This window comes from Maribacter aurantiacus, from assembly GCF_005780245.1.
Lineage (GTDB): Bacteria > Bacteroidota > Bacteroidia > Flavobacteriales > Flavobacteriaceae > Maribacter > Maribacter flavus.
In genome coordinates this window covers 315742-329794 of the sequence record NZ_VBUK01000003.1, presented here as the reverse complement: position 1 = coordinate 329794, position 14053 = coordinate 315742, and the positions used below count along the sequence as shown (strand labels likewise).

The 14053-nt window shown below is 44.0% G+C and carries 11 protein-coding genes; 1 reads left to right on the top strand and 10 read right to left on the bottom strand.

Annotation, left to right across the window (positions count from 1 at the left end):
* Position 1: 1 nt before the first annotated feature.
* Genes FEK29_RS08355 through FEK29_RS08335 form a run of 5 tightly spaced genes read right to left on the bottom strand, consistent with a single transcriptional unit; the run spans position 2 to position 4284 of the window.
* Positions 2 to 1165 (bottom strand): mandelate racemase/muconate lactonizing enzyme family protein, encoded by a 1164-nt coding sequence (locus tag FEK29_RS08355; RefSeq protein ID WP_138257964.1) that lies wholly within the window; start codon positions 1163 to 1165, stop codon positions 2 to 4.
* Entirely contained in the window at positions 1162 to 2052 is an 891-nt protein-coding gene (locus FEK29_RS08350; protein ID WP_138257963.1) for a sugar phosphate isomerase/epimerase family protein, read from the bottom strand. Before FEK29_RS08350 ends, FEK29_RS08355 begins: the two co-directional genes overlap by 4 nt.
* Positions 2053 to 2076: 24 nt before the next feature.
* On the bottom strand, positions 2077 to 2514 hold the full coding sequence (locus FEK29_RS08345) for a (4Fe-4S)-binding protein (RefSeq protein ID WP_138257962.1): 438 nt from the start codon (positions 2512 to 2514) through the stop codon (positions 2077 to 2079).
* 9 nt (positions 2515 to 2523) lie between these two features.
* Positions 2524 to 2817, bottom strand: a complete 294-nt coding sequence (locus tag FEK29_RS08340; RefSeq protein WP_138257961.1) for a GNAT family N-acetyltransferase — start codon at positions 2815 to 2817, stop codon at positions 2524 to 2526.
* 60 nt (positions 2818 to 2877) lie between these two features.
* Complete coding sequence (locus FEK29_RS08335) at positions 2878 to 4284, bottom strand: glycoside hydrolase family 140 protein (protein WP_138257960.1); 1407 nt, start codon at positions 4282 to 4284, stop codon at positions 2878 to 2880.
* Between the two features lie 355 nt (positions 4285 to 4639).
* Here FEK29_RS08335 and FEK29_RS08330 point away from each other — a divergent pair, with 355 nt between their 5' ends.
* A complete protein-coding gene (locus FEK29_RS08330) occupies positions 4640 to 4972 on the top strand; it encodes a single-stranded DNA-binding protein (RefSeq protein ID WP_138257959.1) in 333 nt (110 codons plus the stop codon).
* 70 nt (positions 4973 to 5042) lie between these two features.
* Here FEK29_RS08330 and FEK29_RS08325 read toward each other — a convergent pair whose 3' ends face one another.
* Genes FEK29_RS08325 through FEK29_RS08305 form a run of 5 tightly spaced genes read right to left on the bottom strand, consistent with a single transcriptional unit; the run spans position 5043 to position 13972 of the window.
* Positions 5043 to 6656 (bottom strand): C45 family autoproteolytic acyltransferase/hydolase, encoded by a 1614-nt coding sequence (locus FEK29_RS08325; protein WP_240042698.1) that lies wholly within the window; start codon positions 6654 to 6656, stop codon positions 5043 to 5045.
* A 48-nt stretch (positions 6657 to 6704) separates the two neighbouring features.
* Positions 6705 to 7580 (bottom strand): cupin-like domain-containing protein, encoded by an 876-nt coding sequence (locus FEK29_RS08320; protein ID WP_138257958.1) that lies wholly within the window; start codon positions 7578 to 7580, stop codon positions 6705 to 6707.
* On the bottom strand, positions 7580 to 9130 hold the full coding sequence (locus FEK29_RS08315) for a phytoene desaturase family protein (RefSeq protein ID WP_138257957.1): 1551 nt from the start codon (positions 9128 to 9130) through the stop codon (positions 7580 to 7582). The genes FEK29_RS08320 and FEK29_RS08315 overlap by 1 nt, the downstream gene beginning before the upstream one ends.
* Positions 9127 to 12810 (bottom strand): MMPL family transporter, encoded by a 3684-nt coding sequence (locus FEK29_RS08310; protein ID WP_138257956.1) that lies wholly within the window; start codon positions 12808 to 12810, stop codon positions 9127 to 9129. Before FEK29_RS08310 ends, FEK29_RS08315 begins: the two co-directional genes overlap by 4 nt.
* The gene (locus FEK29_RS08305) at positions 12803 to 13972 is read right to left on the bottom strand and encodes a DUF2062 domain-containing protein (protein WP_138258005.1); all 1170 of its coding nucleotides are present in this window, start codon (positions 13970 to 13972) and stop codon (positions 12803 to 12805) included. Before FEK29_RS08305 ends, FEK29_RS08310 begins: the two co-directional genes overlap by 8 nt.
* Between the last annotated feature and the right edge of the window lie 81 nt (positions 13973 to 14053).

Below are 14053 nucleotides of genomic sequence, written 5' to 3'. Positions count from 1 at the left end.
CTTATTGTTTAAATTCTTTTACAAAATCCCAATTGGGCGTCAGGCCCAAACCGGGTCTGTCCGGAGCGGCGATCATGCCGTTTTGGTCCACACTAATATGTTCTTTCACCAGGTCGTACATCATGGGGTTTCCACCCAAGGAAAATTCAATGACATTAGCCGAAGGCGAGGCAAAGGCCACCGATAGTCCGGCCATAAAGGAAAAGGCAGATCCCCAACAATGCGGTGCCAGTTCCAACTGATAGGTATGGGCCAATTGCGATACACGCATGGCCTCCGTGATACCGCCGATAATGGCACAATCGGGCTGGATGACATCCAAGGCCCGTTCCGCGATCATATCCCTGATGTCAAAGGCCGTATATTCGCTTTCCCCGGCAGCGATGGGAATATGGGTCTGGGAACGCACTGCGGCGGTCCCTATTTTGTTATCTGGGTTGATGGGTTCCTCGAACCAATACAAGTTGCAATCGGCCACACCACGACAGAACTGTTTGGCCTCCGGCACGCTGAAGGTGCCGTGGGCATCCGTCATCAACTTGATAGCATCGCCCAAGGCTTCACGTGCGGCCTTTACGCGATCCACGCTCGCTATTACGGTCTCGTCCATGATGCCCACACGCATTTTCACCCCCGAAAAACCTTTGGCGGTGTACCCTTTCAATTGCTCCCCAATGGCATCCACTTTGGCCCATCCACCGCTGGCGTAGGCTTCCATTTTCTCTCGGCAACTACCGCCCAACAGATCCACCACCGGAGCGTTGAGGGCCTTTCCCTTGATATCCCAAAGGGCGGTATCGATACCACTAAGGGCGGAAATGGTAAGTCCCCGTCGGCCTAAAATAGGAAACTTACGACCTCGGGACAAGGAATAGTGGTCACGAGTTCCGTTATAGACCATCTCCCAGATTCGAGAAATATTTCGGGCATCCTGCCCCACTAGTTGGGGTTTTAGTTCGTTCTCGATACAACTAACAATACTCGCACAGGATCCCGAGGATCCCACCGCGGCCTTGGCCTCCCCAAAACCTTGTAGACCGGTATCCGTGGTGACTACCACCAGTGTCATATCAAAATTGGTCAGCAGTCCGTAATCGCTAAAATGTTGCTTTTCCTTGGGGATGGGACAACGCAACCAGAAAGCCTCAATATTCGCTATTTTCATTTATTGATCAGTTTGGTCAATGTTTCCATGGATTTTTTCGTCAGCATGGTATAGAATTCATCCGTAACGGCGGAACTGCCATGATCTTCCAAAAATTTCTTCTGTTCAGCGGTCAAGCCTTCCGGGTCAGTATCGATGGAATTGGGGAAGGGATTGGCCGGGGTCCTATCCAAGGGGGCGCAGAACTCAACCGAGAGTACCTGGTCATAATTGATCTCGTTCAGCGTGCGTATGATTCGTGCCCAGTCCAAATGGCCCATGCCGGGCGCCATGCGGTTATTGTCCGCCACATGGAAGTTTACCAAGCGGTCGCCCACTTTTTTCATCGTTTCGAACATGTCCACCTCCTCAATGTTCATGTGAAAGGTGTCCAAGCACACCCCGCAATTGGGTCCTACGGCCTCTGCAAGGGCCAATGCCTGTCCGCCCCGATTGATAAAATAGGTTTCAAATCGGTTGATAGGTTCTATGCCTATTTTCAGCCCTAAATCCTCGGTATAGGCATAGATTTCCTTCACGCCTTCAACGGCCCACTCCCATTCCTGTTCCGGGGTGGCATCCGGGATAATTTTACCGACCGTTGCAGGAACCAGCGAGATCACGGAACCACCAAGGTCATATACCATTTTGGCTACATCCTTCACATACTGCACGGACATTTTACGCTGCGCGGGGTCCTTCGCCAATAAGTTTCGCTCTTCCAACATTAAGGTAACGGAACCCCAGCATTGTATGCCATGGTCGTCCATGACAGGTTTTATTTTTTTTGCATCATAGTTTTCCGGGGTGCCCTGGATTTCCAGACGGGTATATCCCAGCTTGGCAATACGGCCCAAGGTATGTTCCAGGGATTCTGCCCGCATCCAGTTATGTATGGCTAGTTCCATAAGGTTGCTTTGTTTTTATCTCGGTTATCCGATGAATTGTATTTTTCGATGTGATCCATCGCAAAAAGGTTTGTTTTCTGAAGCACCACATCTACAAAAGCCCGTGGTTCCTTCTTTTTGTACCGTTTCTCCGGAAACCAATTGTATCTGCAAATTGCCAGACACGCGTAGGGGACCGTTGGCAAGTACGGCTATCGCCGTTTTTTGTCCTTCTTCGGTATTTTCAGACGCTTCCTTTGTACTACCGTTCATATAGAAGGTCAAAGCTCCGGATGGACATGCCTCGATTTGGGATTTCAAAGACTCCGTGCTGGCATTTTCCGGGGTAATCCAAGGTTTTCCGTTGGGGTCATATACCTCTGGGAGGGTTTTTACACAGACCTCTGAGTGAATGCATTTTTTTGGTTTCCACACCACGGTCAGTTCTCCGTTGGTGTATTCCTTTACGATTTCTTTATCCATACAATTCGATTATTCAATGTTGATGCCTTTCATGACCAATTTTTTCCATTCGGGATGTTTTTTTAAGTACATCGCTACGAAGGGGCACAGGGGAACAAGGGTCAAATCCTGTCGTTCTACGTCTTCCAATACTTTTAAGACGAGCGATGAACCGATGCCCTTACCTTCCAAGGCCGTTGGTACTTCCGTATGGGTGAGGTAGATTTTATCATTTGCCTTAATGTATTCAATAAAGGCCGTTGAGCCTTCAACGTTGGCCTCGTATCTCTTTTTGTCCGGATTATCGGTCACGTTTAAATCCATAGGGAGTTCGTATTTTGAAGCTTTTAAGATAGGAAAAATTACGGAGTTGTTCCTATATTTTCAAGGTTGGGAATTACCTACCTTTCCTGGCGCGGAAAACTCGGTTTGAGTGGCATCCAGCACCAACACCCAATCATGGCCTTTACCGGAGGTGGGCGCGTTAATGGTTACGTGGTCCGATTTCAACACTTCACCGCCCAAAAAGCTATTCCCCGTTCTGGGGTCATACCACCAAGCTGTCAATTTGTTGGAAGTCAATGCGGTCACATCCAAATCAACTTTTCCGCCAGTAGGCATATATACCATGGCATAGCTACCATTTTGATCTCGCGTGGCAATCTTGTAATCATTGTTCTCCGCTTGTTCACCATGAATTATACCTTGGTCGGGTATACGGGTTAGGTAGGGTCTGGACAGCATTAAATTTTTAAGATACTTTACCTGATTGGCCATGGGCATGTCCAAAGCGGCGGTCCATGGGCGCAAGGGTCCGTTTATAGGTTCCTTGTCCGGAGTGTACATCTGCCAAACGTCATGGCATCCATAGGATTGTCCAAAAGCTCCTGCAAAAATGTTCCAATACATGATTCTTCTGATATCCTCGGCGGAACTATAACCAAGCTCCTTGGCATTGAAACAATTTGGATGATCTTCATAGAGTGGCTCTCCGTCCAAAACGGGCTTTACGGGAACAAGCGCATAATCGTGTTGGATGTGTTTGTACGTGCCTTTATTTGCACAGTGTCCCGTTTGATGCATATTGAAATCCAACCATTTTTGATCGTGAAACCAAGTGGAAGAACCTCCATTTTGGGTCGGTTGTGGATGATAGGTCATTAAGGTTCGGTCATAGCCACCGGCACCTTTGACGATGCCTTCGGCCATTTGGTTCCAAATAAGTACGTCATCACTTTCGTTCCTAGGGTTTCTATCTCCCCCGATGACCCAAATGATATTCTCGAAATCCTTGTATCGGTTTCCCATCCATTCACCAAATGAGTAGGCGTTTTTCGGATGGAAGATTTCCGGACCAACACCCCACTCCTTGGTGTTGACCTTATCACCCCAAGTGGGAAGCAAGGCTATATAAAGTCCTAAGGAATCCGCCATTTGGATGATACGGTCCACATGCTGAAAATAAGCCTCGTTTGGAGATGTTGGGTCGTTGTTATTCAAGGGTGTTTCTCCATACGGGTTAGGGTCGTTCAACCCATCCAGTTCTGCCAGCGCCACCGCTTGTATGATATTGAATCCCTGTTCCGCTCTTTTTGATAGGTACAGGGCAGCCTGTTTTTCATCGCATCGATGAAATAGTTCCCAGGCCGTATCCGCCAACCAAAAGAAAGGTTCGTTTTCTTGGGTCACCAAATACCGCCCGTTGGTGCTCACTTGCAAACGTTGTGAAAACAGACCCTGGGTGGTGAGCACTAATAAAAGAGAACTTATAAGAGAATAGAGTGTTTTCATAGGTATACTCATTAAGCTTTGTGATGAGGTTCAAATTCGAATCTAGGTCGTGAATCTATTCCCATTGTTTTGGATAATTCGAGAACCTCATAAATTTAATTTTTTTTGAATTAAAATTTACCCTGTTGTTTTAAAAAATTTGAAAAAAACTCTTCTTTTTTGAAAAAATCTTATCATTTGTGATTTGTATAAGAAACTTATATTCAAGTAAATAAAAGTTTACAAACGACAATAAACGATTACAAACGAAAATAAGTGTTTTAAAACCGAGTACCGATTTGAAGTGGTTATACGTTTGTCCCGTCGAACAAAAGCAGTTCGATAGTATTAACTGTTTAACGCTAAAAATAAAATTATGAATGCACTTAAAAACAAAGTACAGTTGATTGGAAACTTGGGTCAAGACCCAGAAATCGTAACCATGGAGAATGGTACCAAATTGGCCAAATTTTCATTGGCCACTACAGAGAGCTACAAAAATGCCAAAGGCGAGAAAGTAGACGACACCCAATGGCATAACATAGTAGCTTGGGGCAAGACAGCGGAAATCGTGGAAAATTATTTGACGAAAGGAAAGCAAGTGGCCGTAGAAGGTAAACTGACCCATCGCTCTTATGAGACTAAGGAAGGTGACAAGCGTTATATTACGGAAATCCGTTGCAATGAACTCTTGATGTTGGGAAAATAAATTAAATCAAAGTTTTGATAAGCCCCGGTTCCCTTTATGGATATCGGGGTTATTTTTTAGGAGTTCCTAGTCATCGTAGTTTACGAAGATACTTCTCCACATTTTCCCGATCTGGAACAGTAGTAATTTCCAATTCCAAGGCCTTTTCAAAATAGCCTTTAGCTACCAAATCGTAGCCCTTGTTGTGATTATACAATCCTGCCAGATAATAGCCTTCCCAGAAATAAGGGTTTAGTTGCACCAATTTTTTCAATTTGGTTTGCTCCACATGGGCTTCATTGGAAATAACATCCTCTATTTCATCTCTCAAAATTCTATATCGTTCGTAATTCAGGTAAGCTTCGCTTTGTAAAAAGGGATCTTTGGAAATATTGCGTTCCGTTTCGGCTATAGGAGCATCGGCAAATGCGGAAAGATTAAATACCTCGTTTAGGTCATAGGCCACAAATTCGCCCAACTGATAGGGGTTGCTGGATACCCAGACCAATAAATCTTCGGGCTGAAAAACAATGCCATGGTGGGCCAACAATTGGTTCAATGCCTTTTCATTTCCGTACCCTATTTTTTCCTCGTCCAAGCCCTCTTTGTTCCGCAATATGGAAACCACATCTTCTGGGCCGATTTTGGGTGTTTCCTTCAAAAGTTCTTCCATGCGTTCGTATCGGTATTGGGAATGGCTTTCCAAAATATGTTTCTGATTTTTTTTATCATTTGCATAGGCAGCACTTTGGAAGTGGTTGGCACAGATCAACTGATCGGAATTTTCCACTTCATAGACCCCGAAATTCTTGGGAGAGACCTCAATGATAGCCGCTTTTTTGTCCTTGGCGCTTCCCACGAATATGGATTCCGAAACAAAGACTTCCCGTTTCTTGGCAATTTCAATGGCCTCATCAATGGTGGAGGCATATTGTAAAATTTCACGGGTGACCAATGAAACAGGAGTTTTGGCAATTAGGGGAAATTCGGACTTTCCGGCATTGATGGTCACGGTCAACCCTTGATCGTTCATCCCGGAGACCACGCCGATCATACCGCCCCAGGTGACCGACATAAACTTGTAACCTTGATTAGGCGCTACAAACGCAATGATTTTATTCTTTGCAAAGGCATCCCCGGCGTAGAAGTCGAAATTCCTGCCGATCAATAATTTACCATCCTCAGTGCTATCTCCCCAAGCCGCAAAGGAGGAGCAGCCTACCAAGGCCAAATCCTGTAAGGCATGACCAATATCATGGGCCCCGTGAAAATACATGACCCGTTGGTAGGGTTTGGCTATGTAATCATATTTGGGGGAGGCATACTGGGAGACCCCATAAAGTTCCGCCTTAAATTGCGAATCAATATTGAGGTACATTTTACGGTTGAACCAGGCCAAAAACTTACGAAGCAAATTCTGATAGCCCTTGGAGGGTACCAGTTCATCTATTTTTTTTACAAAGATATCTTCCTGTTCATTGAACAATTCTTGTGTGAGACTACCTGTTTTTAGCCCCAGTTCCAAGGGATTTCCACTAACCTTAAGTTCCCATAGACCTTGGCGGTTCTTTCGCAGGAAATTATGGGCAATGGTAAAGGTGGAATCGTTTATTTTTTCACGTGCCGGAATTTCGGTTTGATACAGGGAGACATCGGGTTTCTCCCGTAAGGATTTGGAAACCCCACAGGATACGCATAGTGCCATGCACATCGGCATCCAAAAAACTCGCAATAATGGCTTGTAATTTTCCAATTATGAAAGGTTCACTAGGTTTTTATGTGTCTTTTTTATGGCAATACGGTCTTTGTAATCCAACCATTTTTGTCCCCAATGCTTTCGGGTAAAGTTGTCGAAATTGCGCATGACCAATACATTATAGAGCATGTTAGCGAATCTTTTGGGGTTTCGGGGAAGCGCGCGGAGCGTCATGGAAAAGCCGCCATCCAGATATTTTATGTAGTGCCAATAGCCACTGGGCATAAAAAGGGCATCGCCATGTTCCATGTTGGCGGTAATTCCTTCGGCATATTGTAATGCTGGATATTTTTCAAAATCGGGATTGTCCATATCGATGGATTCCAGGTTATGGATGGAATACGGCACCCGATACAGATACTTTGTCTGCTCTGGAGAGAACAAGGTCACATGCTTATGACCGTCAAAGTGAAAATGCATGCTATCCGGTAAATCGATATCATAATGCATAAAAACCTTGGACTCCCCACCACCAAAGAACAGTGCGGGTAGTTTTTTAAAAAATTTTAGACCTATATCCGGGTACTCAAAATCGTTGGTTAGTTCGGGCATTTTTTTCAGGATTTCATAAAAGAAAATCCGAAGGTCCGTAGGCTTGGTTTTCAGTATTTCAATATAATCCGCCAATTTCATTTCCTCCACGGGCGCGTATACACTTTGTTTGTCCTTGGCCGGTTCGTTGTTGTACAAAGGCACGATTTGGTCGCCCGCCTTTCCTTGAATATAATCCAAGGACCATTTTCTATAGGCGGGCCAATCTTTGGTCAGGCCCTTCAGCAACACAGGTTTCTGGGGCTTGTAATAATTTCGGATAAAATCTTCCTTGGAAATAGTTTCCAAAACTGTAATTGGAGTTGTTTTAAACGTGCCCATTAGACGGTCATTTTTTCGTTGGCCTTTTTCGCAAGTGTATCGGTAATCTTGTTGATCAAATAGGAACCTCCCAAAATCTCGGAGCAGGTAACCACACCACTGATAGTGACACCTAGAATGCCATGCATGTTCAGGCTTTGCCCCGTTAAATACAGGTTTTCGATTTTGGTGCGGGGCGAAATAAAGGATTTTAAAGGGTCGTTAACGTCCTTTACGTAACCGTACATGGATCCTTGATGATTCCCTATGTAGTCCCTATACGATAGTGGGGTGGAAGCATATACGGACCGGATACACTCCCTGATATTCGGAAATTTTTTCTCCAGTTCCTTCAGAAACACGGCTGTTTTGTGCTTTTTAAATTCCTCATAACTTTTTCCGCGGTCACGTGTATGGGCTACCGTATTAAAGGTGTTTTCCCATTCTTTTACCTCCTCATATCGCATGTAGGTAATGGCCGTAAGTTGCTCTGCCCATGCATCCTGATTTTTACGTACCCCCATGGAGACCATATAGGTTTCCGGCCAGGTTTCCTGGGTATACTTATGGGCGTCCCAGACCTTTCTATAATCCTTAAAATGGTAATAGTTTTTGTTGAGGTATTTAAAAGTTTTCGGTTTCAATACAATATGAATGCTAAAGGCAGATATTATACTCTCCATATTCTGGATGCGGTGATTATAGGATTTTCTAAAGTGCTCCTCCCCGATCATCCGTAGGGTATGCTTTGGTTCTATGTTGGAAATGAAGATATTGCCGTACACTTTTTTGCTGTTCTTTAGGGTAACCGATTCCAATTTCTTGCCTGTACAGGTTATATCCGTTACCTCACTGTGCTTGTAGGCCTCCCCGCCGTTTTCCTTAAGCCTTCTGATCAATAATTTGGTAATCTGGCTACCCCCATCGGCACATCTGTAGGCACTTTCAATATAGGAATTGATGGATAGGGCGTGTACATACAATGGAGTTTTATCAGGGTCGCCGGCGTACAACAAATTGGAACCTGCCAAAACCGCACGCAGCTTTTCGTTTTGGGTAATACTGGCAATGTATTCCTTCGCGGTTTGTTGAAAAAGCTCCGGGTCGTTTCCATAGGGCTTTCCTTCCTCCAAATTGTAAAGCGGAAACTTGTGGCATATTTCCCTAAGTTTTTTGTAATAAATCTCAATAGCCTTTCTTTCCTGCGGAAATTGTTTTGCCAGTTGGTCTATGAAGTTTTCATAGCCTTGGGCATGCGGGTAGGCAATTTCATCGTTGTCAAATGTGATGATGTCAAACCCGTCCCTGTTCATTTTTCTCAGATGCAGACCATCCAGAATACCCAAATAGTCGAAGTAGCGATGTAGGTTTTGTCCGGGTGCCAATCCGCCAATATAATGGACCCCGGTATCGAATATGGTACGGTCCCTTACAAAGGTCTGCAGATTGCCCCCAAATTGGTTGTTCTTTTCCAGCACACAAACAGTAAGTCCCTCACGGGCCATGATATTGGCGGCCACGAGTCCGCCCATACCACTACCTATGATGACGACATCGTACTGTTTATTCAATGTGATAGGTTTTTGTTGAGTACAATAAAATTATCATTTTGCGCTTTAACCAGAAAATCTAAGGGTAAAACTTCGGCATACTTCAACTGTTTGCCCTGTTTCAATAGAAATATGGTCTCAAATTTCGCAAATAAAGATTCTGAAAAGGAGCATGTATCCAAATTGAATAGTAGAATTTCCGCCTCGTTTGCTAATGCATCCTCTGGAGTATCGTACAGGTTTATTTTACTATAATTATTGTAGAGAAAATTCTGTTTCAAGGCTGTTGAAGCCACCTTGTTTTCTATAAATGAGTGAAGTTTACGTTCTGAAGAATCTATGGATAAGAGTAGGTCCAACTGTCCATCGTCCTTGGAAAGATGTACGATACTTCCTTTGGATGGAATTGACCTTAGCAAATCATAATAGAATACATCATTTTGTTGCAAATCAATTTTTACCCGATTAAATAGCGTCTTCCCTTTAAAGCGAAAATGCTCCAACAGGGTTTTTCTCCAATAATCCTTGGTTTCTACATGCGTACGCATGTTTTGAAATTCGTTCCTAAAATAAGCGCCTATCTTTTTTGCCTGTTCGGTATAATTCTCCCCGTATTTTTTGTCCCCATGTACAATTCGTGGTAGGATTTTCACCGTGATACTGCCGTCCCTAATCACAAAACTGCCTTTTGGAAGTACTTCGGAATTCCCATGGATCAAAATGGGGATGATGTCCAATCCGAATTTTTCGGCCAAATAAAATGCTCCTTTATGAAACCTGTTTATTTTGTTGGATGTGGAACGTGTACCCTCCGGGAAAGCGATGATGGAAAATCCTTGTTGGAGTTTTTCGGCCACATATTCCTCCCCGTTTTCCACACCGCCAGAGACTGGATAGGCTCCTGCCAACTTTGCTGCCTTTCCAAAAATAGGCGAGTTGTAGACCCAATCGTTTACTAGGAAGATAATCTTGGGATGCAGCATCCCAATACATAAAATATCCAAAAATGAGGTATGGTTGGCGATGAGCATTGCTGGTTTTTCAAAAGTTTCCTTAGTAGGATTCAACACCTGCTTTTTGACAAAAGGGTTGGTGTATAAGACCGATTTCATCAACTTGGAAACCGACTTATGAAAACCGAGGTTCTCTTTTTTAGGTTGGGTTGGGTTCAACAAAGTCACTACCCATGCATATAGAGAAAATAGGAGTCCGCCCAGGCCAAAATAGGCAAAGGAAAGAACGGAATGCACAAAATAGCGCAGTGAAATGGGCCGCTTGTTTTTAGTGCCGATAAACAGCAGGAACAATAGCGGTTGAATGGTGAACGCCACAAAAGCCGCTGAAAAAATCCCGATCAAGGATACCCTGGATATAGAAAACAGCGCGGGATGTTTGGCAAAAACCATTACCCCTACACTGGCAATGGTCGTTATGACCGAAAGTATGATCGAAGTTTTATGCGTCGGGAGGGTTTTAATGCCCGTTCGGTGCTCCATGAGCAACCCGTTGGTAATGAAGATACTATAATCCACTCCCAGCCCAAAGATAAAACTGCAGATGATGATATTGAAAATATTGAATTCGATATCCAAAATCCCCATGATCCCCACGGTCAAAAACCATGTTAAAAAAATGGGTATACCAGTGACCAGGGTAAGCGAAAGGCTTCTGTAAAATAGGGCCAGAATAATGACAACCGCGAGTAGGGACAGCCAGAGCAGACGATTAAAGTCTTCCTTTAAAGTTCCCAGGAAGGATTCGTTGACCTCTTTTCGGTTGATCAAAAGCGTATTTTCATGATTGGCAAAGTAGATTTTGATGCCAGGGTATTGATCTTCGTTCAATTTGAGGAGCGAAGTGGCCGTTGTTCCTGTGCTGTCGGTTACAAGATAGTCATCGACACTGAGTGCCGGAAATTCCTTGAATGAGGATAAGGACATGGGTTTGAAATCACCCTGGAGCCAATCGTAAAAATGTTGAAAGGTACCCTCCTTAAAGCCCAAAGCATCGGCGCTATTATTTAATTGTTTCTTTAAGGAATCGTTTCTGGGTCGCGACCAGAATTTCTGCCATTGCCTTATTTTATCGGTTTGGGTCTTTTCGGATTTAACAAGGCTGGATACAGAGGTGAAATTGACCAGTTTTCCTTCTTTTTTCAGTCTTAGTAGGTCGGTATAAATGACATCGTTCTGCTGTAATACCTTTTCCTGTTCGGTCCCGTAGGTGGATAGGTATACCGATTTTGATTCCAGATCTGTTAATGACTCCAATTTTTTCCGCGCAGCGCTCAACACTTCGGATTCATAATTGAGTTTTGCGATATCCTGGTCAAAACCCACGCGGCTGTAGAAAAAAATACTCAGTATACTCCCCAAGAGTACAGTGCCAATGGCCCATTTATTTTTATGGAATTCAAAAGCCGCCATTTTTTCCAATATGTTGGAATCCTTGGGCCGATGTCCCTCAAAAGCATATACCTGTGGGATGAACAACAACGAAAAAACAGCCGATCCCACTACACTGACCGATGCAAAAACTCCCAAATCCTGTAGCGCTTGGGATTCCAAAAACAACAGACATAGAAAGGCCGAAGCCGTCGTAAGGCTGCTCATTAAAATGGAGGGAGTCACCTCCCGGTACATTGTTTGCAATTCTTCGCCTTTGCGAATGTGGGTCAAAATATGCAGGGCATAGTCCAGGGTAACCCCCAGTAATATCGCCCCGATTCCCAAAGAGACCGCCGAAAGGAACTCCCGTGAAATCGCCAATAGGGCCATCGCCAAAAGCGCCCCAAAAAGTGTTGGGGCAAAAAGTATGAAGGGCAGGGCGAGGCGTCTGTAAAACAAGATCAATAGTACAAGAAGGACGATCATGGCGATGCTCACCGTAAATAGGATGTCGTTCTTTACTTGCTGGGCATTGGCCACTGCAACCAAGGCCGCGCCAAAAAACGAAGCTTCCACTTTGCCGCCGTATAATACGTTCAAGCTATTTTGAATGTCATACATGCCTTCGGCCAAGGGTTGGTTTTCCACCGTGGCACTTGAAGGATTTGTAGGCGTGATGAACAATAGGATATTGGTCTCCTCCTTGTTGAGCAAAAAACCATCGCGGATGATAAAATCCTCGGCAACACCTATTTTTTGAAGTTTTTTGAGTGCAATGAAGGAAAGTCCAAGCGGGTCCTTGAGAATATTCTTTTTGGCAATTATTCCTGATGGGGAGACCAAAGTGCGATAGTTTTGGGCCATTTGTACGTCAATACTATCGTTTGAAAGTTTTTGTTCGATGCTACCATAATCCGGTTCGTCCAAAAAAACGGGAAGATTGTTATACACCAGATCCAACGTGTTCAATACCTGCGCATCAGCGACATTTCCTTGAACGTTCTTGACATAATCTGAATACCCATTTTGAAGGCTGTCCAGGAATTCCGAGGCATACTTGGTAAGTTCTTCTACGGATCCTGCTTCCTTTTTTTCAATATTTACAATGATTTTGTCCGTAAAGGCAATAGACTTCAATACTTTTTGGATGCGCCTAGACTCCGGATTGGAAGGTATGAGGGCCGTGATGTCATCCTTAAAATTGACTCTGGTAGTACAAACTATTAGTCCTGCAATTATAAGTAGTAGCAGAAAAACACTTACTGTCCTGTTTTTTCGTATTCGTTGGTATGCCCTAAAAAAGAAATCACCCATTGTTGACGGCCATTTTCCGCTTTCCAAAAAATGTAAGGGTAAGATAGCCTATTCCACCAAAAAGTACCGCACCTAAAATGGCCAATACCAAACTTCCCAGAAGATAGGCCTTTAGGTGTATCACAAAGTCGAAATTCTCATTGATGGAATCCAATGAAAGTGTAAAGGATTCACCTAAAATCCAGCTACCGGTCTGCAGGCTTGCAAGTATTATGAAGGGTATAAAGGGAGGAAGGCTAACATTGGAAAAAGCGAAGGCAATGGGTTTGTTCAATTTCAATAAGAAGGATAAAAAAAGCACCAAAAGTGTATGCAGGCCCCAAAACGGACTAAGGCCAATAAATACCCCCAAGGCAATCGATCCCGCTTTCTTCGCAGGGGAATCGTTACTTCCCAGCACATCGTTCAAAAGGAATTTCTTGACTCCCTTTTTTTTTATCTTTCTAAAAAAATCCCGCGGTTTTATATAGAATATGGTAACGATTACGAACCATGTATTGAGGATGCTTATCCGTGTAAAATCCGGGACCGTCCTAAAATGGGAGACCCGGTCTACATCGTCATATAAAATTTTGACGGGAACGTTTTTAACCAAGGTGCCTTTCCAAGAGGCTTTTACGATGACCTCGATTTCAAATTCGAACTTGGGTGTATAAAGCGATAATTTTTTGATCTCTTTTAGTGGATAAAGGCGATAGCCGCATTGCGTATCCTGTAACCAGGTTCCGGTCTCGAACCAAAACCAGAAATTGGAAAATTTGTTGCCAAAACTACTTTTTCCTGGTACATCGGCCTGGGTCATATTTCTTGCCCCTATGTAGAGCACGTTTTTGGTGGTCTCGGACTCCAAGGCATCCAGAAACACGGGAATGTCCTCCGCAAAATGCTGCCCATCAGAATCCATAGTTATGGCATATTCGTAGCCCTTTTTCAAAGCCTCTTTAAATCCGGTTTTAAGGGCCTTGCCCTTACCTTGGTTTTTCTCCAACTGAAACACTTCAATTTCATGGAACTCATCCAAGATTTGGGAAGTACTATCAGTAGCGCCATCATTTACAACCAGGATATTGGAGGTGTACCGCAATACATCCTTCAGAACCCGGGCCAACGTTTTCTCATTGTTGTACGTAGGTATCAGCACACAGCAACGCCATTGTTGCATCTTTTCCTGTATGGTCGCTTGGTTTGGCACGGGCTTATAGGTTTTTGGGCCTAAAATCTTCGTAAAGATACACAATCAAAT

Coding starts and splice junctions, on each gene's coding strand:
- FEK29_RS08335 (WP_138257960.1), bottom strand. CDS start 4,284: ATGAAAACACTCTATTCTCTTATAAGTTCTCTTTTATTAGTGCTCACC.
- FEK29_RS08330 (WP_138257959.1), top strand. CDS start 4,640: ATGAATGCACTTAAAAACAAAGTACAGTTGATTGGAAACTTGGGTCAA.
- FEK29_RS08345 (WP_138257962.1), bottom strand. CDS start 2,514: ATGGATAAAGAAATCGTAAAGGAATACACCAACGGAGAACTGACCGTG.
- FEK29_RS08340 (WP_138257961.1), bottom strand. CDS start 2,817: ATGGATTTAAACGTGACCGATAATCCGGACAAAAAGAGATACGAGGCC.
- FEK29_RS08320 (WP_138257958.1), bottom strand. CDS start 7,580: ATGGGCACGTTTAAAACAACTCCAATTACAGTTTTGGAAACTATTTCC.
- FEK29_RS08355 (WP_138257964.1), bottom strand. CDS start 1,165: ATGAAAATAGCGAATATTGAGGCTTTCTGGTTGCGTTGTCCCATCCCC.
- FEK29_RS08310 (WP_138257956.1), bottom strand. CDS start 12,810: ATGGGTGATTTCTTTTTTAGGGCATACCAACGAATACGAAAAAACAGG.
- FEK29_RS08305 (WP_138258005.1), bottom strand. CDS start 13,972: ATGCAACAATGGCGTTGCTGTGTGCTGATACCTACGTACAACAATGAG.
- FEK29_RS08350 (WP_138257963.1), bottom strand. CDS start 2,052: ATGGAACTAGCCATACATAACTGGATGCGGGCAGAATCCCTGGAACAT.
- FEK29_RS08325 (WP_240042698.1), bottom strand. CDS start 6,656: ATGGCACTATGCGTATCCTGTGGGGTTTCCAAATCCTTACGGGAGAAA.